General features: G+C 67.3%; 19 protein-coding genes, 1 tRNA gene and 1 pseudogene. 12 read left to right on the top strand and 9 right to left on the bottom strand.

The window, feature by feature from the left end; all coding sequences use genetic code 11:
* The first annotated feature begins 166 nt into the window (after positions 1 to 166).
* The 3 genes from CA237_RS04420 to gmk all read left to right on the top strand — a co-directional run bounded on the left by CA237_RS04420 (position 167) and on the right by gmk (position 1,412).
* Positions 167 to 385: a hypothetical protein gene (locus tag CA237_RS04420; protein ID WP_066688568.1), complete on the top strand. Its 219-nt coding sequence runs from the start codon at positions 167 to 169 to the stop codon at positions 383 to 385.
* Entirely contained in the window at positions 382 to 588 is a 207-nt protein-coding gene (locus CA237_RS04415; RefSeq protein WP_066688569.1) for a hypothetical protein, read from the top strand. Before CA237_RS04420 ends, CA237_RS04415 begins: the two co-directional genes overlap by 4 nt.
* A 161-nt stretch (positions 589 to 749) precedes the next feature.
* Entirely contained in the window at positions 750 to 1,412 is a 663-nt protein-coding gene (gmk, locus tag CA237_RS04410) for a guanylate kinase (RefSeq protein ID WP_066688570.1), read from the top strand.
* A gap of 131 nt (positions 1,413 to 1,543) precedes the next feature.
* Here gmk and CA237_RS04405 read toward each other — a convergent pair whose 3' ends face one another.
* The 4 genes from CA237_RS04405 to CA237_RS04390 form a co-directional block, all read right to left on the bottom strand.
* Complete coding sequence (locus CA237_RS04405) at positions 1,544 to 2,758, bottom strand: SDR family oxidoreductase (protein WP_066688572.1); 1,215 nt, start codon at positions 2,756 to 2,758, stop codon at positions 1,544 to 1,546.
* A gap of 66 nt (positions 2,759 to 2,824) precedes the next feature.
* Positions 2,825 to 3,031: a DUF1289 domain-containing protein gene (locus tag CA237_RS04400; RefSeq protein WP_066688574.1), complete on the bottom strand. Its 207-nt coding sequence runs from the start codon at positions 3,029 to 3,031 to the stop codon at positions 2,825 to 2,827.
* Between the two features lie 5 nt (positions 3,032 to 3,036).
* The gene (locus tag CA237_RS04395; protein ID WP_066688576.1) at positions 3,037 to 4,437 is read right to left on the bottom strand and encodes a DEAD/DEAH box helicase; all 1,401 of its coding nucleotides are present in this window, start codon (positions 4,435 to 4,437) and stop codon (positions 3,037 to 3,039) included.
* A 95-nt stretch (positions 4,438 to 4,532) separates the two neighbouring features.
* On the bottom strand, positions 4,533 to 5,009 hold the full coding sequence (locus tag CA237_RS04390; protein ID WP_066688578.1) for a hypothetical protein: 477 nt from the start codon (positions 5,007 to 5,009) through the stop codon (positions 4,533 to 4,535).
* Positions 5,010 to 5,085: 76 nt separating this feature from the next.
* Here CA237_RS04390 and CA237_RS04385 point away from each other — a divergent pair, with 76 nt between their 5' ends.
* The 3 genes from CA237_RS04385 to CA237_RS04375 all read left to right on the top strand — a co-directional run bounded on the left by CA237_RS04385 (position 5,086) and on the right by CA237_RS04375 (position 7,928).
* Positions 5,086 to 6,528 carry an FAD-binding oxidoreductase gene (locus CA237_RS04385; RefSeq protein ID WP_066688580.1) on the top strand — a complete coding sequence of 481 codons (1,443 nt, stop codon included), beginning with the start codon at positions 5,086 to 5,088 and terminating at the stop codon, positions 6,526 to 6,528.
* 84 nt (positions 6,529 to 6,612) lie between these two features.
* On the top strand, positions 6,613 to 7,398 hold the full coding sequence (locus CA237_RS04380; RefSeq protein WP_126013091.1) for a SapC family protein: 786 nt from the start codon (positions 6,613 to 6,615) through the stop codon (positions 7,396 to 7,398).
* Positions 7,398 to 7,928, top strand: a complete 531-nt coding sequence (locus CA237_RS04375; RefSeq protein WP_066688582.1) for a cytochrome b — start codon at positions 7,398 to 7,400, stop codon at positions 7,926 to 7,928. The genes CA237_RS04380 and CA237_RS04375 overlap by 1 nt, the downstream gene beginning before the upstream one ends.
* Before the next feature lie 187 nt (positions 7,929 to 8,115).
* On the opposite strand, the gene CA237_RS04370 is transcribed toward CA237_RS04375, so the two are convergent.
* Positions 8,116 to 8,982 (bottom strand): N-formylglutamate amidohydrolase, encoded by an 867-nt coding sequence (locus CA237_RS04370; RefSeq protein WP_066688583.1) that lies wholly within the window; start codon positions 8,980 to 8,982, stop codon positions 8,116 to 8,118.
* A gap of 100 nt (positions 8,983 to 9,082) precedes the next feature.
* Between CA237_RS04370 and CA237_RS04365 the strand changes: the two genes are divergently transcribed.
* The 3 genes from CA237_RS04365 to CA237_RS04355 all read left to right on the top strand — a co-directional run bounded on the left by CA237_RS04365 (position 9,083) and on the right by CA237_RS04355 (position 11,316).
* On the top strand, positions 9,083 to 9,460 hold the full coding sequence (locus CA237_RS04365; protein WP_055761907.1) for a response regulator: 378 nt from the start codon (positions 9,083 to 9,085) through the stop codon (positions 9,458 to 9,460).
* A 75-nt stretch (positions 9,461 to 9,535) separates the two neighbouring features.
* Positions 9,536 to 9,610 (top strand) — tRNA-Val (locus CA237_RS04360).
* Between the two features lie 116 nt (positions 9,611 to 9,726).
* Positions 9,727 to 11,316, top strand: a complete 1,590-nt coding sequence (locus tag CA237_RS04355) for an amidase (RefSeq protein WP_066688586.1) — start codon at positions 9,727 to 9,729, stop codon at positions 11,314 to 11,316.
* Positions 11,317 to 11,322: 6 nt separating this feature from the next.
* Here CA237_RS04355 and CA237_RS04350 read toward each other — a convergent pair whose 3' ends face one another.
* Entirely contained in the window at positions 11,323 to 12,663 is a 1,341-nt protein-coding gene (locus tag CA237_RS04350) for a cellulase family glycosylhydrolase (protein ID WP_126013088.1), read from the bottom strand.
* A 199-nt stretch (positions 12,664 to 12,862) separates the two neighbouring features.
* On the bottom strand, positions 12,863 to 16,132 hold the full coding sequence (locus tag CA237_RS04345; RefSeq protein ID WP_066691409.1) for a TonB-dependent receptor: 3,270 nt from the start codon (positions 16,130 to 16,132) through the stop codon (positions 12,863 to 12,865).
* Between the two features lie 202 nt (positions 16,133 to 16,334).
* Between CA237_RS04345 and CA237_RS04340 the strand changes: the two genes are divergently transcribed.
* The 3 genes from CA237_RS04340 to CA237_RS04330 are packed head-to-tail and all read left to right on the top strand — an operon-like array spanning position 16,335 to position 20,637.
* Positions 16,335 to 17,840, top strand: coding sequence for a tryptophan halogenase family protein (locus CA237_RS04340; protein ID WP_232307998.1), 1,506 nt, complete (start codon positions 16,335 to 16,337; stop codon positions 17,838 to 17,840).
* Entirely contained in the window at positions 17,837 to 19,150 is a 1,314-nt protein-coding gene (locus CA237_RS04335; RefSeq protein ID WP_066691407.1) for a tryptophan 7-halogenase, read from the top strand. Before CA237_RS04340 ends, CA237_RS04335 begins: the two co-directional genes overlap by 4 nt.
* Complete coding sequence (locus CA237_RS04330; protein ID WP_066691401.1) at positions 19,147 to 20,637, top strand: tryptophan halogenase family protein; 1,491 nt, start codon at positions 19,147 to 19,149, stop codon at positions 20,635 to 20,637. Before CA237_RS04335 ends, CA237_RS04330 begins: the two co-directional genes overlap by 4 nt.
* Positions 20,638 to 20,689: 52 nt before the next feature.
* On the opposite strand, the gene CA237_RS20120 is transcribed toward CA237_RS04330, so the two are convergent.
* The gene (locus CA237_RS20120; RefSeq protein ID WP_277600132.1) at positions 20,690 to 21,340 is read right to left on the bottom strand and encodes a cupin-like domain-containing protein; all 651 of its coding nucleotides are present in this window, start codon (positions 21,338 to 21,340) and stop codon (positions 20,690 to 20,692) included.
* Positions 21,339 to 21,836, bottom strand: a pseudogene (locus tag CA237_RS20115) (cupin-like domain-containing protein); the annotation flags it as partial. The gene CA237_RS20120 and the pseudogene CA237_RS20115, both read right to left, overlap by 2 nt.
* Positions 21,837 to 21,937 lie beyond the last annotated feature (101 nt).

The following is a 21,937-nucleotide window of genomic DNA, read 5'->3' as shown; positions in this document are numbered from 1 at the left end:
CCATTGTTTGACGACCGTGGCGCGCGAGGCTGCGAAAACGCGGTGAGTGTGAACTTAGTGAACTTTGGCGTCGGCGATGGGGTGAGGGCGTGGCGCCGATGGTGCGCCGACAGGGAACATCCGGGCGCTTCCTGCGCTGTAACCGTATAACTTCGGTGAGGAAAATATGGGTGCGACGACGATAGGCGCATTGGTCGGAGCGGCCATCGACAAGATGAGCGGCGACGATGATTCGAGCGTCGATGGTGCGATCAAGGGTGCCATTGTCGCCAATGTACTGAAAGTCGTCGTGCCCATGGCGATAACCTATGCGGTCGGCTGGGCCGTATTGCGCGGTGCCGCCGAACTGAAGGAACAACTCTTCGAAACGGAGGATGCAGCATGATCGGACGGATTATCGGCGCGCTCGTCGGGCGTGAGATGGATCGCCGCGATGGACGTGGTGGTGCGAAGGGTGCTGCGATGGGCTGGCTGGCGGGCAGCGCGATGCGCCGCATGGGGCCGCTCGGCATGATCCTGGGCGGCAGCTATGTGGCCAAGAAGGCCTATGACCGGCGCAAGCTGGACAAGATGCGACGCGGCTACTGACGCGTACCCGGTCCGCCTGGCTCGGGCGGACCGGTGCCGGACGGGGCCGCCCGCGACCGGCCGGACAGACCTTCACATCTGTGTGAACCCGATCGAGGGGCGATGGCTTTGTACCGTCGCCCCTTGACGCCGTCCGCCTGTACGCGCGAATAGGCCGGTCCATGAGCCATCTGCCCGACCCCGACCTCCACGGTTTCAAGCGCCGCGGCGTGTTGTTCGTCCTGTCCTCGCCCTCCGGCGCGGGCAAGTCGACCATTGCGCGCAAGCTGCTGGCCGCCGAGGACGATCTCGTCATGTCGGTGTCGGCGACCACCCGCGCCCCCCGGCCGGGCGAGACCGATGGCAAGGAATATCATTTCGTCGATCTCGAGGAATTCCGCCGCATGGTCGCCGACCATGAATTCCTCGAATGGGCGCATGTGTTCGACAACCGCTACGGCACGCCGCGCGCGCCGGTCGAAGCGATGCTGAGCGCCGGCAAGGACGTGCTGTTCGATATCGACTGGCAGGGTGCGCAGCAATTGTTCCAGATCGCTGGCGGCGATGTGGTGCGCGTCTTCATCCTGCCGCCGTCGATGGCCGAACTGCGCCAGCGGCTCGTGTCGCGCAACACCGACAGCGCGGACGTAATCGAGGGCCGCATGGCCCGCGCCGCGGCCGAGGTCAGCCATTGGGACGGCTATGACTATGTGCTGGTCAACGACGATGTCGAGGATTGCTTCCGCAAGGTGCAGACGATCCTCGCCGCCGAACGCCTGCGCCGGTCGCGCCAGACCGGCGTGATCGGCTTCATCCGCAAGCTGATGCGCGGCCCGGGCGAGTGATGGCGTGCTGACCGTTCGATAGAAGGACGTCACCCCGGACTTGATCCGGGGTCCCGCTTCCTTCCAACGGCAGCACAAGAAGCGGGACCCCGGGGCAAGCCCGGGGTGACGATCAGAGCGCGGGTGCGCCCTTACGGCTGCGCCACCTTTATCTCCGCCGCGTTCGGGGCGACCGGCGAACCTGCCGGGCGTTCCGAGAATACCGGCTCGCTGCCGGGAACCGTCCCTTCATCGGCAATCCCGGCGGCATAGGACGCGCTGGCATCGGTGCCGTCCGCCTGATGCGCGCGGGGCGGGGGGAGCAGCTTCGGTTCGTCATTCCGCCGACGCGGCGTCGATCCGCGCAGCGACAGCAGCATGCCCGCCGCTACGCCGATCCCGCCGAGCAGCGCTGCGGTCGTCCACGGCCGCATCTGCGCTTCGAGCGCCAGGCTCTGCTTGCGGACATAATGGTCCTGATTCGACCGGGCGCGGCCATCGGCGCGCGGCTCGTACAGATTGTCCTTGGCACCCGGCGTGGCGGGGGTGTCGGTGGTCTGCGCCTCTTCCTTGAAGAATTTCTCCATGAACCGGTCGGCGCTGCGCGGCAGCAGGTTGCTCATCTTGGTCATCGCCATGCCGGTCCCGCCGACGGTCAGGTCGCGCTTCTGATGCGCGGCGGCAAAGCAGATCGCCTTGGCCACCAGTTCGGGATCATAGACGACGGGCGGTACGCGCGCGGGCTGATCCATGCGGTTGCGGGCATGTTCGGGATAGGGGGTGTCGATCGCCGCCGGTTTGACCAAGGTCACCGATACCGGCTTGCCATCGGCCTCGATCTCCATGCGGAAGGCTTCGGTAAAGCCCTGCACCGCATGCTTCATCGCGCTGTACGCGCCCTGCACCGGAACCGAACGGTCCGACAGGATCGATCCGATATTGACGATCGCACCACCCCCGCGCGCGGTCAGTTCGCGCGCGGCATAGAGCGACGCGGCGACCATCGCGAAATAGCCGACATCGAACACCCGGCGCTGTTCGTCGACGCTGGTTTCCTCCAGCCGGGCATAGAGCGCGACGGCGGCATCGTTGACCCAGGTGTCGAACCCGCCGAACGCTTCGCGCGCCTTCGCCCCGATCCGTTCGGGCGCATCGGCAGCGGTAACGTCGATGGCGAGGTGGTCGGCCTTGCCGCCACGCAGGCGGATCCCCTCGACCGCCTCGCGCAATGCGTCCTCGTTGCGGGCGACCAACAGGACGCGGGCGCCCTCGCGTGCGGCGCGGCGGGCGGTGGCGAGACCGATGCCGGACGAGGCGCCGGTAATGACGATGGTCTGTTCGGATAGCGGCTTGAGCGTGACGGCCATGACGATACTCCCAGGGCTTACAGATCGCGCGCTCAACGCATGGGCTGCGCCCAGGGTCCGCCTAAGCTATTGCTCCAGAACGGCCATCCGCTGCGGCAGCACCGCCATCACCGCGCGGCGCGCGTCGGAATCGATCGCGGTCCAGCGCGCGATCTCGTCACGGGTGCGCCCGCAGCCGAGGCACCAGCCAGTGGCGGCATCGATCGAACAGACCAGCACGCACGGGCTTTCGATCGCCTGTACCGCGACCGTTTCGAACGGATCGTCGTCCACGGCGATCAGCCGGGGATGCGGACGTTCAGGAAGGCGGGGAAGGGGCCGTTCCATGCGCCGTCCTCGACCGCGTCCTGTTGGACATAGCGGGCGGGGCGCTCGCCGCGGCGTTCGTCGTAGCGTTCTTCGCGCTCGCGGCGGGGGCGGCGCTCCTCGCGGGCCGGCCGTTCGTCGCGCTCCGGGCGGGGGCTGCGGGCAGGCACTGCTTCGGCTTCGGCGGCGGGGCGACGACGGCCACGGCGCGGTGCTTCCTCGACCACCTCCGGCTCGGGCGCGTCTTCGGTGGGCGCGCTGCCCATGTCGAGCACCGGAATCTTCTGCCCGGTCAGCTTTTCGATATTGGCGATATTCTCGGCATCGTCCGGCGCGACCAACGTGTAGGCGACCCCGGTCGCGCCGCCACGACCGGTGCGGCCGATGCGGTGGACATAATCGTCCGGGTGCCACGGCGCGTCGAAGTTGAAGACGTGGCTGACGCCCTTCACGTCCAGACCGCGCGCGGCGACGTCCGACGCGACGAGGATCGACACGTCGCCCTGCTTGAAGCGTTCCAGTTCGGCGATGCGCGCCGACTGGTCCATGTCGCCATGGATTTCGGCCGAGCGGAACCGGGCGCGCTGCAGGCTCTTGTTCAGTTCGCGCACCGTCGTCTTGCGGTTGCAGAAGATGATCGCGGTGCGAACGTCTTCCTGCGCCAGCAGCTTGCGCAGCACGTCGCGCTTCTTCGCGGGCGCGACCGGCACGACATGCTGGGTGATGTTGGTGTTGGTGGTGGCGGGACGGGCTACCTCGATCGTCTTGGGATTGTCGAGGAACTTGTCGGCCAGCTTCTTGATCGGCGGCGGCATGGTGGCCGAAAACAGCAGCGTCTGGCGCTGTTTGGGCAGCTTGGTGCAGATTTCCTCGATATCGGGGATGAACCCCATGTCGAGCATCCGGTCGGCTTCGTCGATGACCAGCATCGAACAGCCGGTCAGCAGGATTTTGCCGCGCGTAAACAGGTCCATCAGCCGGCCCGGCGTCGCGATCAGCACGTCGACGCCCTTTTCCAGCGCGGCCAGCTGGTCGCCCATCGACACGCCGCCGATCAGCAGCGCCATCGAAAGCTTGTGGTTAGCGCCATACTTCTCGAAATTCTCGGCGACCTGCGCGGCCAGTTCGCGCGTCGGTTCGAGGATCAGCGAACGCGGCATCCGCGCCCGGCTGCGCCCCTGCGCCAGGATGTCGATCATCGGCAGCACGAACGACGCGGTCTTGCCGGTGCCGGTCTGGGCAATGGCGACCAGATCGCGCATCATCAGGACCGACGGGATCGCCGCCGCCTGGATCGGGGTCGGTTCGGTATAGCCCGAATCGTTGACGGAACGCAGCAGTTCGTCGGACAGGCCGAGATCGGCAAAGGTCATTGCGATTCCATGGCTGGGGAACGCAACACGACCGCGCTCCGATAAATCCGACCGGCCCTTGCGAAAAACACCGGAAAAGTCAAGTTTTCCGTGGGTCAGCGCGCCGGGACCAGCGCCCGGAACGCGGCGATGCGGCACTGGCCACCCGAACGCGACCGGATGACGTCGCGCGACGCGCACATCCGCCCGTCGCCGCTCGGCTTGATATAGAGGCCCGACACGAAATCGAGCGAAGGGCAATCGTCGGCCAACCGCGCGCGCAGGCGGCCGCCGCTGCTGAGCAGCAGGTCGACGCTGTCGGTGCGGCTGATCGTCACCGCCGCCAGATTCTGCAGCGGTACGCAGCGGTCGGTGCGCTTCTCGACCCATTGGATGGGCGGAAGCGCGCGGGGCGCGCTGTAGGACACGGGGGCGAAGGGCGCACGCGGCACGCGCAGGATCACGCGCTGTACCCGCACCTCGGTCCGAACGGTCGTCGTCGGCGGCGCCTCGGCAGGACGACGCTGTGCCGCGCCGGGCAGGGCGAGCAGGAGCAACATCATGGTCGCTGCGGAAAGCGGCAGTGCGGTCACGAGGATATCATCCTATGCCGGAATTTAACCGCAGATGAACTGGCGGCAAGGGGGATCGGGATGCTAACCCCTTCGGATGACGACCGACGCCATAGCCGCCATGGTCGCCGATGCGCGGGCTGCGTTCGGCGACCGGATCGTGACCACCGATGCCGATCGGATCGCGCCGTGGTTGACCGACTGGCGCGGGCGTTATCACGGGATCAGCGCGGCGCTGTTCGAGCCGGCGGATGCCGCCGAGGTTGCAGGCGTGGTCGCGCTGGCCGGGCGGCACGGTGTCGCGCTGGTGCCGCAGGGCGGCAACACCTCGATGGTCGGTGGCGCGACCCCGCCGGCCGATGGATCGGCGGTGTTGCTGTCGCTGCGCCGACTGAACCGAATTCGCCAGGTGTCCGATGGGCAGGCCGTGGCCGAGGCCGGCGTCATCCTGCAACATCTGCACGAGGCGGCGGCAGCGGCGGGGCAGCGTTTCCCGCTGACTCTGGGCGCGCGGGGCAGCGCCACCATCGGCGGATTGGTGTCGACCAATGCCGGCGGTACGCAGGTGCTGCGCTGGGGTAATATGCGCCGGCTGGTGCTGGGGATCGAGGCGGTGCTGCCCGACGGGACGGTCCATGGCGGCCTCGCCGCGCTGCCCAAGGACAATCGCGGCTACGACCTGACGCAATTGCTGGTCGGGGCGGAGGGGACGCTGGGGATCGTCACCGCCGCGACGCTCAGGCTGGTGCCCGCGATCGCCGAGCGGGCGGTGGCGTGGGCCGGTATCGCCGACCCGCAGGCCGGGCTGGACCTGTTGCGGCGGATGCAGGCGGCGACCGACCGGATCGAGAGCTTCGAGATCATCCCCGCCGACACGCTGGCGCTGGCAGTCGCCCATCTGCCGGGCGCCCGCGCGCCGCTGTCCGGCCAGTATCCATGGCAGTTGCTGATCGAGGCGGTCGCCGCCCCCGGCGAATTGCCGCCGGCGCCGCTGCTGGAGGAATTACTGGCCGATGGCGTCGAGGCGGGACTTGTCGCCGATGCGGTGCTGGCGAGCAGTGAGGCGCAGGCCGAAGCCTTCTGGACGCTGCGCGATTCGCTGTCGGCGGCGGAAAAGTCGACCGGCCCGGCGGTACAGCATGATATTTCGGTGCCGGTCGACACGATGCCGCGCTTCATGGTCGAGGCGGCGGCGGCGGCCGAAGCGCGCTTCCCCAGGACTCACGCCACCGCCTTCGGCCATCTCGGCGACGGCAATGTCCATTTCCACGTCCGCGCGCCGGTCGGGGCGGACCCGGCGCGCTGGTATGCCGAGGATGCGCCGGTCATCACCCGCTTCGTCCATGATGCGGTGACGGCGGCGGGGGGATCGATCTCGGCCGAACACGGCATCGGCCAGATGAAGCGTGGCGAACTGGAGCGACTCGGCCCGCCCGCCCGGCTGGCGGCGTTGCGCGGGATCAAGAGCGGCCTGGACCCGCTGAACCTGTTCAATCCCGGCAAGCTCGTATCGCTTGCACCCCGCAGCGCCAATCCATAGACGTGGGGGTCGAGGCTCGCCCGGGGGGGCGGCCGCCCGGCATGGTATCGCCGGGCCGACTATAGAGTATCTGGAGACCCTGAAATGGCCAGCGCGCCGCAGAATCAATCGCTTCCGCTGTTCTACAACCAGCTCGAACCGCTTTCGAGCCAGACGCATGCCAACTGGAAGGTCCGCGCGAGCGAAACCGCGCCGTTCCTGGTCGGGCAGCACGCGATCCCCGTCACGGTCGAGGAATTCCCGCTGGTGCAGCGCCGGATGCCGATCGTGTTCTCGGTCGGTGACGACCCCGTGCCGCTGGCGCTGATGGGCCTGAACGAAGGCGTCAACACCTTCCTCGACGATGACGGCCGCCTGCGCGACCTCGACACCTATATCCCGGCCTATATCCGCCGTTATCCGTATCTGCTCGCCCGGCTGCGTCCCGACTCGGAGGACCTGTCGCTGTGCTTCGACCCGACGTCGGACGTCATCGGCCCGTTCGAGGATGGCGAGCCGCTGTTCGACGGCGACCAGCCGAGCGAAGTGACCAAGCAGATCCTCGCCTTTAACGAACAGTTCGAACAGGCCGGGCAGCGCACCGGCATGTTCATGAAGGAGATCAAGGAACTGGGCCTGCTGATGGACGGCGAAGTCGCTATCCAGCAGGAAGGCAACGACCAGCCCTTCGTGTACCGCGGCTTCCAGATGGTGTCCGAGGAAAAGCTGAACGAACTGCGCGGCGATCAGCTGCACAAAATGCAGCAGTCGGGCATGTTGCCGCTGATCTTCGCCCATCTGTTCTCGCTGTCGCTGATGCGCGACATTTTCGCGCGCCAGATGCAGCAGGGCAAGGTGCAGCCGCAGCCGGTCGCGGTCCCAACCTTCTGATGACGGTCCGGCCGATCCAGGGAGGGCGCTATTCCGGCATCGCGATCCTGTTCCACTGGACGATCGCGGCGCTGGTGCTGGTCAACCTCTGGATCGGCCTGATCGGCGGATCGATGCCGGCGCACAAGGCGATCGGCATCACCGTGCTGGTCCTGACGCTCGGCCGGATCGGCTGGCGTCTGGGCCATCGGCCACCGCCGCTGCCGTCGGGAACGCCGGGATGGGAGCGGATGGCCGCCCATGCGACGCACCTGCTTTTCTATATTCTGCTGATCGTCCTGCCGCTGAGCGGCTGGGCGATGGTGTCGGGCGAGAAGCGTTATCCGCTCGACTGGTTCGCGCTGTTCCCGATCCCCTATCTGCCGATCCCGCCGTCGCTCGCCCATCTGGGGCATGAAGCGCACGAGCTGCTCGGATTCGCGATGCTCGGACTGGTCGCGTTGCACGTCGCCGCCGCGCTGCGGCATCATTTCCTGTTGCGCGACGGCGTGCTGTCGCGGATGCTGCCGGGGCCACGCGCGGCGCGCTGACGTGCCGTGGCGATAAAGTCACGGTCAATCGCAAAATGGGTCTTGAACCCCTGCGACCGCCTTCCTAAGTTGCAGATACACGGTCCGATGTTCCCCCCTTTCGTTGGGCCGTGCGGCGCGTTTCACGCGCCTCCTCCCTGAACCTTGGCCACTCCGTGCAACCGCGCGGGGTGGCTTTTTTCTTGTGCTACTCTGCCGCGATGCGGTGGGTGGTGGACAGCGCCACCTCGGCCAGCGCATCGATCATGGCGCGGACCCATGCCACCGTGGTTGCGACACCGTTGCCGGGCTGATCGAACTCCTCGTCGAGATACAGGCTGCGGTCGATTTCCAGCTGAAGTGCATGGATACCGGCACGCGGGCGCGCATGGCTGGCGAGGATATGGCCGCCGGCATAGGGGTAGTTGATCGCCACCCGCAGCTCGGTTTCGTGCACGATCGCTGCTGCCGTGTCGGTGAACAGCGAAGCGCAGCTGTGCCCGTGGCGATTGCCCAGCACCACCTGCGCCGGCACGACGCCGGGCAGCGGTGGCATCGAATGGAGATCGAGCAGCAGTGCGACGCCGAACCGGGCCCGGGCAGAGGCCAGCGCGCCGTCGAGCGCGGCATGATAAGGGGCGTGGTCCTGGGCGATCCGCGCCGTAACCTCCGCATCGCTCAGCTTGCGCCGCCACATATTGTCGGCCCCGCCCGCCCGGCGGGGGATGAGCCCGATGCCGCTGCGCACCTTGTCCGATGCCTGCGCCGCAAAGCCGCGCGGATCGGCACCGGCATCGACCTGCGGATCGCGGTCGCGCAGCGGAGAGCGGTTGAGGTCGATCCAGCCACGCGCGCGCCGGGCGACGAACAGCACCTCCCGTTCAACCGCCTGCATCGCCACGGCATCGACATGCCGGTCCTCCAACGCAGTCAGTCGCGCGACCGGCACGGTCAGCAGCGCCTGCATTGCCGCTGGATATTGCCGCCCGGCATGGGGCACCGACACCACCACCGGCGATACCGGTTCGTCGGGTCCGTACCGGTCGAACGAGGGCGGGGTGGGGGAAGCTTCCATCGGTCGCAAAGGATCACGCTCCGTCGCGCTTGTCGAGCGTCCGGCTGGAAAATCTTAACCACCTTCGCCTAGGAATAGGGCTGGCATCGAAGGGAGTCGGATGTTCAGAATCTTGCTGGCCGAGGACGATCAGGTGATGCGCGAATATCTGACGCGCGCGCTGGAACGTGCCGGCTATTTCGTCAGCGCGGTGGACCGGGGCACGGCGGCGATCCCGTTGTTGCAGACCGAATCGTTCGACCTGCTGCTGACCGACATCGTCATGCCCGAGATGGACGGCATCGAACTGGCGCAACGCGCCGGGGAAATGGTGCCGGACCTGCGCGTCATGTTCATCACCGGCTTTGCGGCGGTGACACTCAAGGCCGGGCGACAGGTGCCGCACGCACGCATCCTGTCCAAGCCGTTCCACCTTCGCGAGCTGGTGGCGGAGGTCGATCGGCTGTTCGAGGGAGAAAGAATCCCAACGAGCAATTAAGGGCTTGTCAGGGAGAATCGGCGCCGCTAACAGCGCCACTCCGGTTTCGCTCTCTCCGGAAACAGAGAGAGCGCCGGGCGCGTAGCTCAGTGGTAGAGCACTGTGTTGACATCGCAGGGGTCGCAAGTTCAATCCTTGCCGCGCCCACCATTTCGAAAACCCCGTCAGTCCATTGGATTGGCGGGGTTTTTGCTGTCTGGCGTCCGTTTCGACCATTGCGCCGGGCCTGCGCTGCGATAGCTTGGCCCGGTCGGATCGAACGGGGGATGGATATGCGCTGGCACGGAGTTTTCAGGGTGGCGGCGCTGGCGATGGTTGCTGCGCCCGTCGCTGCACAGACCGATCCGGTCGAGGAAGTCTCGGTCGATCAGTTGCAACGGCGGATGCAGTCGGGGGCGACCAGCAGCGTCGCCATCACCCAGGCCTATCTCGCGCGGATCGCGGCGATGGACCGGCAGGGGCCGATGCTGCGCAGCGTGATCGCGACCAATCCCGATGCGCTGGCACAGGCCAAGGCGCTGGACGACGAACGTCGCGCCGGGCGGGTACGCGGGCCGCTGCACGGCGTGCCGGTCCTGATCAAGGACAATATCGAAACCGCCGATCCGATGGCGACGACCGCCGGCAGCCTGGTGCTGAAAGACAATGTCGCCCGCCGCGATGCGCCGGTCGTGGCCTATCTCCGCCGTGCCGGGGCGGTGATCCTCGGCAAGACGAACCTGTCGGAATGGGCAAACATCCGCTCGACCCGGTCGATGAGCGGGTGGAGCGCGGTCGGCGGGCTGGTACGCAATCCCTATGCGCTCGACCGGACGGCGTGCGGATCGTCCTCCGGATCAGGCGCGGCCGTTGCCGCCAGTTTGGCTGCGGTCGCGGTCGGGACCGAAACCGATGGTTCAGTCGTGTGTCCGTCGTCGATCAACGGGCTGGTCGGGTTCAAACCGACGCTGGGCCTGGTCAGCCGCAGCCGAATCGTGCCGATCAGCCATAGCCAGGACACGCCGGGCCCGATGGGCCGGTCGGTGCGCGACGTCGCGCTGTTGCTGTCAGCGATGGTTGGACCCGATCCGACCGACGCTGCGACCGCCCGTACGGTCGTCCGCGATTATGCCGCCGGTCTGTCAACAGAGGCACTCAACGGCAAGCGGGTTGGCGTGATCCGGCCGGCCGGCATGCCGGCGGCGCTCGCCGAACGCTTCGATGCGGCGCTGAAGGTCCTGCGCGCCGCCGGGGCGACGCTGGTCGATGTCACCCCGCCGAAGCTCGACGGACTGGGCGAGGCGGAGTTGCTGGTGCTCAAGACCGAGTTGAAGGCCGATCTCGACACCTATCTCGCCACCACGCCCGCGACGGTGACGGCCCGGACCCTTGAACAGGTCATCGCCTTCAACCGCGCCCATGTCGCGGCCGAAATGCCATTCTTCGGACAGGAACTGTTCGAGGAGGCGGCGAAGACCAAGGGACTGGCCGATCCTGCCTATCGCACCGCCCGCGCGACGTCGCTCCGGCTGGCGGGGCGCGAGGGGATCGATGCGATGCTCAAGACCGCGCGCGCCGACCTGCTGGTCGAACCGACCTATGCCGCCGCGTGGCTCAGCGATCCGGTCTATGGCGACCAATATGGCGGTCCGTCCGCGTCCGAACTGCCAGCGGTCGCCGGCTATCCGCATCTGACCGTGCCGATGGGGCTGATGCAGGGGCTGCCGGTCGGACTGTCGTTCATCGGCACCGCCGGCACCGATGCGGCGGTCCTGTCGGCAGGCTACGCCTATGAGCAGCGCGCCAAGGCGCGGGTCGCGCCGCGCTATCTTGCACAGGCGGTGGTCGCGCCGGGGCTGGAGGGCACCCGGCGCTGACCCGTCCTAGCGCGGTAGCCGCGCGATCGCCGCCGCCTGATCCGCGACCAGCCGGATCGTCGTGTCGCCCGTAAAGATCCCGTACCAGCCCTGCGGTTCGTGGGGCGGGTCGCCCATATATTGCCGGTCGCCCTCGGCAAAGCGATAGTCGGGGTGCTGCGCCCGCGCCTCGCCATTCCACGCCCAGAAATTGGTGCCGACGATCGGCCCGCCCTCGGTCATGCTCTTGAGCGCCGCGGCATAGATGCGGCCGTAGAAGCGGTCTTTCCAGGTCGTAGGCGCGGCGGGATCGTTGCTGCCGCCGTCGCGGGGATAGCCGAACTCCTCGATCACCATCGGCTTGTCGAGTTGGCGGGCCAGCGCGACGTGGTCGGCGATATACTTGTCCGTCAACATTTCACCCCTGACGGCGGTGTTGGGGAGGTCGGTCTGCTTCACCCAGTCCCAGTTGTTGGGCCATATATGTACCGTCAGATAGTCGATTTCGGGGATGGCATGTTCGGCCAGCACGATATCGGCGCGCTCCAGCCCGCCCTTCAGCCCCTCGCTGCCGGTCGAGACCAGATGGTTGCGATCGATCGACTTGATCAGCTGCGCGCTGGAGCGGACCCAGGCGTAGAATTGCGGCAGATTGGCATGCGCCAAGTCGCCCGAGGGTCGTGGTTCGTTCGACAGCTGCCACGCCATGATCGCGGGATCGTCGGCATAGCGCATGCCGGTCACGCTGTTCGTCCGGCCGACGACGGCGCGGATCCAGTCGCGATACAGTTCCGTCGCGCGGGCATTGCCATAGAATTGCGCGTTGTAATTGGCGAATTCCGGCCATGGATGCGCCGGATCGTTCATGTTCAGATACTGGCCGCCATTGACGTAGGACAGGTACGTCATCATGCCGCCCGACCATTCCCAAAAATTGGTCAGGTACAGCACCGCGCGCATGCCGCGCTTCGCCATTTCGGCGAGCGCATAGTCGAGGCCCGCGAGCAACGTCTGGTTGTAATCCTTGCCGGGACCGCGAAAGCCCGGCTTGATCGAATTCCTGAGCGGCCCTTCCTCGGCCGATGCCAGCACGCGCAAATTGGTGACGCCCATCGCCGCCAGCGCATCCAGCTCCCGTCTCAGCCGCGCGCGGTCACCATAAGGCGCATCGGCCCCCAGATAGGCGGCATACCAGATGTTCGCGCCGACGAAGCGATAGGGTTCGTCGCCGACCATCAGCCGCATACCGTCCCGCCGGACGAACGCCCGGTTCGTCGCGGCAGGCGTGGTCGCGACCGGCGGCGCCATGGTGCAGCCTGCCAGCAGCGCGGAGGTGCCAAGGAATGTGCGGCGGGCGAATGTCGTCATCAGGTCCCCTTCCAGCGTGCCGATCCCGTGCCGGCGCGTCGTTCGATCTGGCGGGCAGAGTGGTCGGTGCGCGTCACCGCTGTCAACGACAATATTGATATTTGTTTCTGCTATTCGCCCCATCCGGGTCGCGCACATGAAAAAAGGGGCCGCGACAGTTGGTCGCGACCCCCGGGGTCAGGTGTTTCCGGGAAGGAAATCAGAGGGTCAGGCGGACGCTCAGCTGGAACTGGCGATCGCTCTTGAAGTAGGAGCGGGGCGCCTCGAGGCCGTCGCTGTTCAGCACGAACGACGTCTTGGTCGTCGCGTCGAGCAGGTTCTGGACCTGGATGCCGATCTTGAACTGTGGGTTGACCGTGTAGAACAGCGATGCGTCCGCCTGCCCCGTCGCGTCCGAATAGACCGGCAGGAACGGGAAGCAGCAGTCGCGGTTGGTCAGCAGATACTTCGAACGCCAGCTATACGCGATGCGCGCATAGACGCCGGCAAGGTCGTAGAAGGCCGAGACGTTGAAGTTGTACTTCGACAGCTGCGCCAGCGGCAGGCCGTCATAGAGGCCGGCGACGTCGAGCGGCGGACGGTTGCCGTCTTCCGGACGGTTGTCCGGCCGTGCGTTGGGCAACTGACCCGGCGAGATGTAGGTGAACGTCGCCTGCGTCCCCAGCCCGCGCAGCGCGCCCGGCAGGAAGTCGTAGGTTTGCTGGTACGAGATTTCGGCGCCCTTGATGTTGGCGGTGCCGGGCACGTTGACCGGACCGTTGATCGTGGCGGCGAAGGTCTGACCGTTGTTGGTGAAGCTGCGGCTATACCCGAAATTGTCGAGGATGATGTTCGACAGTTCCTTGTAGAATACGGCCGCGGTCAGCGAGCCGACCTTGGCGAAATACCATTCGGCGGTCAGGTCGACCTGCTTCGCATCGATCGGACGCAGGAACGGGTTCCGGGCATTGGCCGAGAAGCCATAGACGCCGGTCGTGTTTGACGCCGAGGGTGCGAGGCCAACGAAGTTGCGCAGGTCGGTGAAGCCCGGACGCGAAATCGCCTTCGACGCCGCGATACGGAACAGCAGCTGCGAGTTCGGCTGGAACTTGATGTTCAGGCTCGGCAGCCACTTGTCGAACTTCTGCGCAGCGACGTCGTTGAGCGAGCCGTTGTTCGAGAAGGCGACGATCGCCTGCTGCTGCGCCGCGGTCAGCGTACAGATCGGGCGGACGGTGCCGGTGGTGTTCGGGCTGGCGCAGAATGCCGCCACGGTCGGGAACCCGCCCAGCGTGTTGGCGATGTTCGGGAACGCCGTCGCACCGAAGGACTGGTCCTCGGTATGGACGAAGCGCACGCCGATGTTACCCGACAGGTTGGCTTCGCCGCCACCGATCTCGTCGACGCCGAAGTCGAGACGCGCATAGCCCGAATAGGTCTTTTCGGTGATGCGATAGACTTCGTTCGGCCGGAAATAGCCGTCCACGAGGTTCGCGCCGCGATCCTCCAGCGGGGTGTAGCCGCCGCCGCCCTGACGGGTCGCCGTGCGCAGCAGCGCGGTCAGCGCGTCATGGTCGGTCAGGATGTTGTCGCGGATGCCCCATGCCGTCGGCGGCTGGACCGCCTGCCCACGATAGAAGTCGGCGAAGTTCACCGGCGACATGCTGTCGCGATACTTGTCGACGGTCGCCAGCGCCGAGGTCCAGGTGTCCGACACCGCGCCCCAGTTGTTGTAGTCGTTGGCCTTCACCGTCTGGTCGCGGGTCGCATAGCGGCCACCCACGCGCACCTTGCGCAGGAACGAATCGTCCGACACGTCGTACTGCGCATCGGCGCGGAACGCCCATTCGTCGCCATCCGCATGGGTGCGATTGTTCATCGCGTCGCGGATATAGGTGTTGGTCTGGCTGGCGAAGTAATCGCGCACCGATTGGCCGTTCGCCGGGATCAGGTTGATCTGCGGCACGTCGCCGCGACCATCGATCCGCACGCCGTTGAAGTTCGCGAGTTCGACGACGTCGTCCGAATCGCGCGCCTTCGAATAGACATACTGCCCGTCGAAATTCAGGTGCAGGCGATCGGTCGGATCCCACTTCACGTTCAGCGACTGGTCCTGGGTATGACCGTTGGTCGAGAAGTAGCGGTTGCCGAGCGTGGTGTACTGGCCGCCGCCCTCGCGGATCAGCGTCCCGTTGGTGAAGATGCCGTCATCGTCATAGGTCGGCGTGGTGCCGGCCGCCGGGAAGATTGCGTTGGCGTCGGCGTAATAGACATTGGGTTCGACGGTCCGGTCGAGCCAGGTCTGCGACGATTCGGCGCGCAGGAACTGCGCGGTGACCAACAGGTTGCGCGACGCGTTCTCATACTGCGCCGCCGCCGAATAGCCGACGCGCTTGCGGTCGAAATTCTGCATTCGCATGCCGGCACCCAGCGGCACGTAGACGAGGTTGCGGCCCGACGGCACCGGATAGCGGTCGAACAGCGTCGACTGATAGGGGGTGCCGGCGTTCAGCACGCGGCCTTCGCCCGCATCCTGCACGCCATTGCCGTTCTTGTCGTCGTTGTAGCGCGGCAGGAACGCCGAATAGAACACCGAGTCCGACCGGCTGCGCTGGCGGTTGTAGCTGCCGCTGGCCATGATGCCAAAACGGCCGCCGTTGTTCAGGTTCCACTGCTTCGAGAACAGGCCGACCACGGCCGGTTCGCTGCGACCGTTATAGTCGCCATAGTTCACGCTGCCCGACAGATAGATCAGCGTATCCTTGGTATCGAACGGCTTGCGGGTGTTGATGTTCACCGAACCCGAAATGCCGCCTTCGATCATGTCGGCGGTCAGGTTCTTGTACACCTCGACCGAGCCGACCAGTTCGGTCGGCACGTCGTTGAAGCCGATTTCGCGACCGCCGCCGACGCCGAAGCTGTCGCGACCGTTGAATTCGCCACGGACGTAGGACAGGCCGCGGATCGTAACGCCCGAGCCTTCGACCGAGAAGTGCGCGGTGTCGGTCGCGGCGGCGAAGCGGGTGATCGCGACGCCGGCAACGCGCTGCAGCGCTTCGTTGACCGAACGGTCGGGCAGGGCGCCAATATCTTCGGCGGTGATCGCGTCGACAACGGTGTCAGCATTGCGTTTGATCGACTGTGCGTTCGCCAGCGACTGACGCAGGCCGGTGACAACGATGTCATCTCCGTCCGTCGTAGCGGCGCCCGGGGTCTGGACGTCGGATGCCGTCACGTTCGACTGGTCGACGGTGCCCTGGTTTTCGATCGAGGTGCTGCCCGACACGGGGCGCTTGCCCGCGTTGCTGCCGGCAGGAATGCCGTCGGTCTGCGGCGGAACTTCGGTCTGCGGCTTCGACGTGTCGTCGCGCGATGCGGGCGCAACCGTCGTCTGGGCCATGGCGCCGGTCGCAGCCAGCTGCACCGCCACCGTCAGCGCGAGCATCGATGCCGTCGCACCCAGCCGCTTGCGCGCCTTCAAACCGTCCATAGCAACCTGCTTATGGCGAACCACCATCACGCTTCCTCCCCTTTGTCCCTTATGGACGCGGTCAACAACCTCGCAATCGCGGGTTATCGTCCCGGTAGGACCGCGATTTCAGCAACACAACAGAAATAGTATAAATCGATTTCCCAATTGCCGATAACGTTGTCAGTGTGTCCTCACGGTGACAGATGGGCGACGGGAGCGGATGGTCGAGGGGATGGAGGATAGGTGCAATCCGGTCCGGGTCGTCGTCGTGGGCGGCGGTACGGCGGGATGGATGACGGCAGCGGGGCTGGTCGGCTTGCTGCCGGCGGCCTGCACCGTCACGCTGATCGAATCGGAAGCGATCGGCATCGTCGGCGTGGGCGAGGCGACGCTACCGCATCTGCGCCTCTATCTCGAACGACTCGGCGTCGACGAGGCGGCGTTCATGGCGGCGACCGAGGCGACCTATAAGCTCGGCATCGAGTTTCGCGACTTCGGCGCGATCGGCGACCGCTATATCCATCCTTTCGGCACCTATGGCCGGCCGCTGGGGGGCGTTGCGTTCCATCATTACTGGCTGCGCCGGGCGAGCGCGGGGGCGATGCCGCCGATCGGCGCCTTTTCCGCCGGGGTAACGGCGGCCGAGCAGCGGCGGTTCGAACGGCCGGGCGGCGATCCGAACGACCCGACGACCTCGTTCGGCTATGCCTATCAGTTCGACGCCACCCGCTTCGCACCGTTTATGCGCGACTGGTCGGAGGCACGCGGCGCGACGCGGGTCGAGGGGCGGATCGTCGCGGTCGAGCGTGACGGCGACACCGTGCGCGCGGTGACGCTGGACGATGGCCGCCGGGTCAAGGGCGACCTGTTCGTTGACTGCTCGGGGTTCCGCTCGCTGTTGCTGGGCGAAGCGCTGGGGGAACCGTGGGAGGACTGGTCGCACTGGCTGCCGTGCGACCGGGCGGTGGCGGTGCCCTGTGCCAGCCCCGACGGGGTGATCGAACCCTATACCCGCGCGACGGCGATGCCGGCGGGATGGCGCTGGCGCATTCCGCTCAGGCACCGGGTCGGCAATGGCTATGTCTATGCCAGCGGCCATGTGTCCGACGACGAAGCCGCCGCCGCACTGCTCGCCGGACTGGACGGGCCGGCGCTGGCCGAGCCGCGGTTCCTGCGGTTTCGTGCCGGGCGGCGGCGGCGGAGCTGGGTCGGGAATGTCGTTGCGGTCGGGCTGGCGTCGGGCTTTCTCGAACCGCTCGAATCGACCAGCATCTATCTGGTGCAGGCGGCGATCACGTCGCTGATCGAACATTTTCCGGGGCAACAGGTGGCGCCGGTCGATCGCGACGGGTTCAATGCGGCGATCGATGCCGAATATGACCGCATCCGCGACTTCCTGATCCTGCATTATCACGCGACGACGCGCGACGATTCGCCCTTCTGGAGCCACGTCCGCACAATGGCGATCCCCGAAACGCTGGCGGATAAGCTGGCGCTGTGGCGGGGGAGCGCGCAAGTGTCGAAGTACAGCCATGGCCTGTTCCTCGAACCCAGTTGGGTCGCGGTCTATCTGGGGCAGGGGGTGGTCCCGGACGGCTGGGACCCGCGCGCCGATTTGCCTGATGCTGCCGGGCTGGACCGGGCTTTGGGGTCGCTGGCCCGGGCGATCGCCGATCGGGTGGCGGCGATGCCGACCCATGACGCGGCGCTGGAGCGGCTGGCATGAACGTGCGTAGCGCGTTGCGATCGGTCGCGGTGGTCGGCGGCGGGCCTGTCGCGCTGGTGAGCGCGGTGGCGGTGAAACAGGCATTGCCGGCGGCGGAGGTGACGTTGGTGCCGGCCCCGGTCCCGGCCGATGCGCTGGCCGACCGCTTCCCGCTGGCGCTGCCGTCGGTCCATGACGTGCTGGCGCGGATCGGCATGCCGCCCGACCTGCTGTTGGCGCGCGGGGTCGCCCGGCCGCGCTATGCCAGCGTCTTTGCCGACTGGAGCCGCGAGGGCACGGACTGGATGGTCGGTGACGATGCCGCCGCGACTTTGGCCGCAGGGCGCCTGTCCGCTCTGTGGCTGCGTGCGCGGAATGCCCGCGAGCGGGTGCCGCCGTTTCACGCCCTGAACCCGTCCTGCGTCGCGGCGGCGGCGGGGATCACCGACCCGCGCGTCGAGCCGGCGCTGCATCTCGATCCAGCCCGCATGGCAAAGGCGCTGGCGTCGATCGGCGGACAGGCCGGGGTGCGCTTTGCGGCACCCTTTGCCGGTGTCGAGGCAGACGACGCCATCCGGCTGCAGGACGGCACGCGCGTCGCCGCCGACCTGCTGATCGATGCCAGCGGCCCCGCGCGCCTGTTGTGCAGCGACCGCGCGTTCGAGGATTGGCGTGACGCTTTGCCTGCCGACCACGTCTCCTTCGTCCCGAGCGACGACGACCCCGGCACGACCGACCGCTACCGCGCGACCGCCAAGGGCTGGCACGCGATCTGGCCCGGCGTCCGCGTCGAAACCGAAGAGGACGGGATCATCATCGCGCCCGGCCGCCTGACCGCCTCCTTTGCCGGCCGGATCATCGCGCTGGGCGATGCGGCGGTGCAGCCCGGCCCGCTCGGCCGCGCTGGCTTCACCCTCGCGCTCGGCCAGCTCGCGCTGCTGCTCGAACTGCTCCCCGCACGCGATCCCGAGCCGTTGTTGCAGGCCGAATATAACCGCCGCGCGGGGCTGCAGGCCGGTCGGATGCGCGACTTTCTCGGGCTGTATTATCACGGTCGCGGACGCATACAGGGATCCTTCTGGCACCGCCTGCGCGACAACAGCTGCCCTGCATCGCTCGACCGCCTGCTCGCCCAGTTCGCGCGACGGGGGCAGGTGGTGCCGGCGGACGAGGAACTGGTCCAGCGCGACGCGTGGACCGCGGTGCTGCTGGGGCAGGGGATGCGGCCCGAACGGCCCGATCCGATCGCGCTGTCGGTCGCACCTGCCGAAGCCGCCCGCCTGCTGAACGACCTCGCCGCCCGACTCGCCGCACTGGACTATTCCGCATGACCGACCCCATCGCCCATGTCGTCATCGTCGGCGGCGGCACCGCCGGCTGGATGACCGCCGCCGCCGCCGGGCGCTTCCTCGACGACGGGCAGCGCCGCATCACGCTGGTCGAATCCGACGCGATCGGCACGGTCGGCGTGGGCGAGGCGACGATCCCGTCGATCCTCAATTTCAACAAGCTGCTCGGCATCGACGAGGCGGAGTTCCTGCGCGAGACGAAGGGCAGCTTCAAGCTCGGCATCGAGTTCGCCGGCTGGCACCGCCCCGACAGCGGCTATTTCCACCCCTTCGGCAGCTTCGGCCGCGATATCGAGGGGATCAATTTCCACCAGCTGTGGCTCAAGCTCCGCGGCCAGGCCGGCATCGGCCCGATCGCCGATTATTCACCGAGCACCGTCGCCGCCCGCGCCGCCGCCTTCGGCCCGCCGGTCGGCGATCCGCGCTCGCCGCTGTCGGGCATGGCCTATGCCTATCATATCGACGCGACGCTCTACGCCGCGTTCCTGCGCCGCCGGGCCGAGGCGGACGGCGTCGCGCGAGTCGAGGGGCGCATCGTCGCCGTCGAGCGCGCGGACAACGGGCATGTCGCGGCGGTGGTGCTGGACGATGGCCGCCGGATTGCGGGCGACCTGTTCATCGACTGCTCGGGCTTCCGCTCGCTGCTGCTGGGCGACACGCTGGGCGTGGGGTTCGAGGACTGGTCGCACTGGCTGCCCTGCGACCGCGCCATCGCGGTGCCGAGCGAACGGACCGAGCCGGTGCTGCCCTATACCCGCGCCACCGCGCATGTCGCGGGGTGGCAATGGCGCATCCCGCTGCAGCATCGCACCGGCAACGGCGTGGTCTATTGCAGCCGCTTCATCGATGATGACGCAGCGGAACGACTGCTGCTCTCCCGCCTCGATTCCGCCCCCACCGCAGCCCCCCGCCGCCTGTCGTTCACCGCCGGACAGCGCCACCGGATGTGGGAGGGCAATGTCGTCGCCATCGGCCTGTCGGGCGGGTTCCTCGAACCGCTCGAATCGACCAGCATCCACCTGATCCAGCAGGGCATATCCAAGCTGTTCGCGCTGTTCCCCGACCGCAGCTTCTCAACTGTCGAGCGCAACGAATATAACCGGCAGATGGCGGACAATTACCGTTCGATCCGCGACTTCATCATCCTGCATTACCACGCGACGGCACGCGACGATTCCCCCTTCTGGGACCATGTCCGCACGATGGACGTGCCCGACAGCCTGACGCGCAAGCTCGACCTGTTCCGGCACAAGGGCCGCGTGTTCCGCTATGAGGACGAGCTGTTCGCGATGCCCAGCTGGGTCGCGGTGCTGCTGGGGCAGGGGGTTGATCCGGTCGGCCACGACCCGGTCGCCGATGCGCTGGACGAGGAGCGGCTGGCCGGCGCCCTTCGCCAGATGCGCAGCGCCACGGCGGCGGCGGTCGCCGCCCTGCCGTCGCATGGCGCGGTGCTGATGCGGTTGGAGTGATGACCCGCCTCTTCGTCATTCCCGCCTGTGCGGCAATGACGAGCGGGGCCCCTCAACCCCCCAGCATCTGCCGCAGATACCCCCGTATCCGCGCATCGCGCTCCGGCCCCGGCGCCCCCAGCACCCCGCGCGCCTCGACCGGCAGGTGATCCGCCACCGCCGGCGCGTCGTCGCCAAAGACATAATGGTCGAACCATGTCCTGAGCGCCGCACGCTCCGCTGCCGGCCGGTCGCGTACCGCGAGGATCGCATGGACCAGCGCGAGGAACGGCGCATCGGGGGTGCCGCGCGTCCACCAGTAATTGACCAGCACGTTCAGCGCGCCGGTCGCGCGAATCTCATGCCACCACAAGGTCGGGATCAGGATCGCATCCCCCGGTCCCAGATCGGCGACGATCGCCTGACCCTGCGCCTCGGCAAAGCGCGGAAAGCGCGCCGGGTCGGGCCGCTCGATATCGACCATCGTCGCCGGCTGGCCCGCCATGGTGACGTCGAGCGGGCCGATATACAGATTGGCGATCTGTTCGGGCGGGAAAAGCACGACGCGCCGCCGCCCGGCAACGATGGTCGGGCCGCTCGATATCGACCATCGTCGCCGGCTGGCCCGCCATGGTGACGTCGAGCGGGCCGATATACAGATTGGCGATCTGTTCGGGCGGGAAAAGCACGACGCGCCGCCGCCCGGCAACGACCACCGCGACATTGCTCGCCATGTCGAAATGCGCCGACACTCGGCTGCCATTGCCGACCCACAGCCGCGCGGTGGCGTCGCCGGTCGGCAACGGGAGGACATTGTCGCGGGTCCAGCCGGGGAAATAATCCTTCGCCGCGCTTGCCCCGGCATAGAAGGCGGGCGGAGTGGTTTCGCCCGCCGCCTGTTGCAGCGCGTCGAGCAGCACCGGCAGCGGAATGTTGCCGCGTTCGAAATTGAACCCGCGCATGTCGTCGCGGTAGAAGAAACGCCCGTCAATGGCAGGCGGACCGGCGAACAGCCCCAGCGGCTTGCCCCCGTCGAAGCGCCGCAGATAGGCCGCCATCGCCGCCGGCCCCTGCGCGGCCGCCGCCACCGCCGGCCAGTCGGCGACCAGGCCGCGCAGCACCACCGGGCGCGCCGCATCGAGCAATGCATCGAACCCGGCGGCATCCGTCGGAATCGCCGCTTCGGTCACGCGGTCGGCCTTGTCGATCCAGTCGCTCATCTTCTTCTTCCGTCGCCCGTCTTTTCCGCTGGACGGGCCGTGCGTGCCAGCTATGCGCGGCAAAAGACACCGTTTTTGTGGCGCAGCCTGCGCGCCGGCTG

This window comes from Sphingomonas sp. ABOLH, assembly GCF_003951715.1.
In the GTDB taxonomy this organism is placed as follows: Bacteria; Pseudomonadota; Alphaproteobacteria; order Sphingomonadales; family Sphingomonadaceae; genus Sphingomonas; species Sphingomonas hankookensis_A.
The sequence above is the reverse complement of the archived record's forward strand: the minus strand, read 5'-3'. Positions and strand labels throughout refer to the sequence as shown.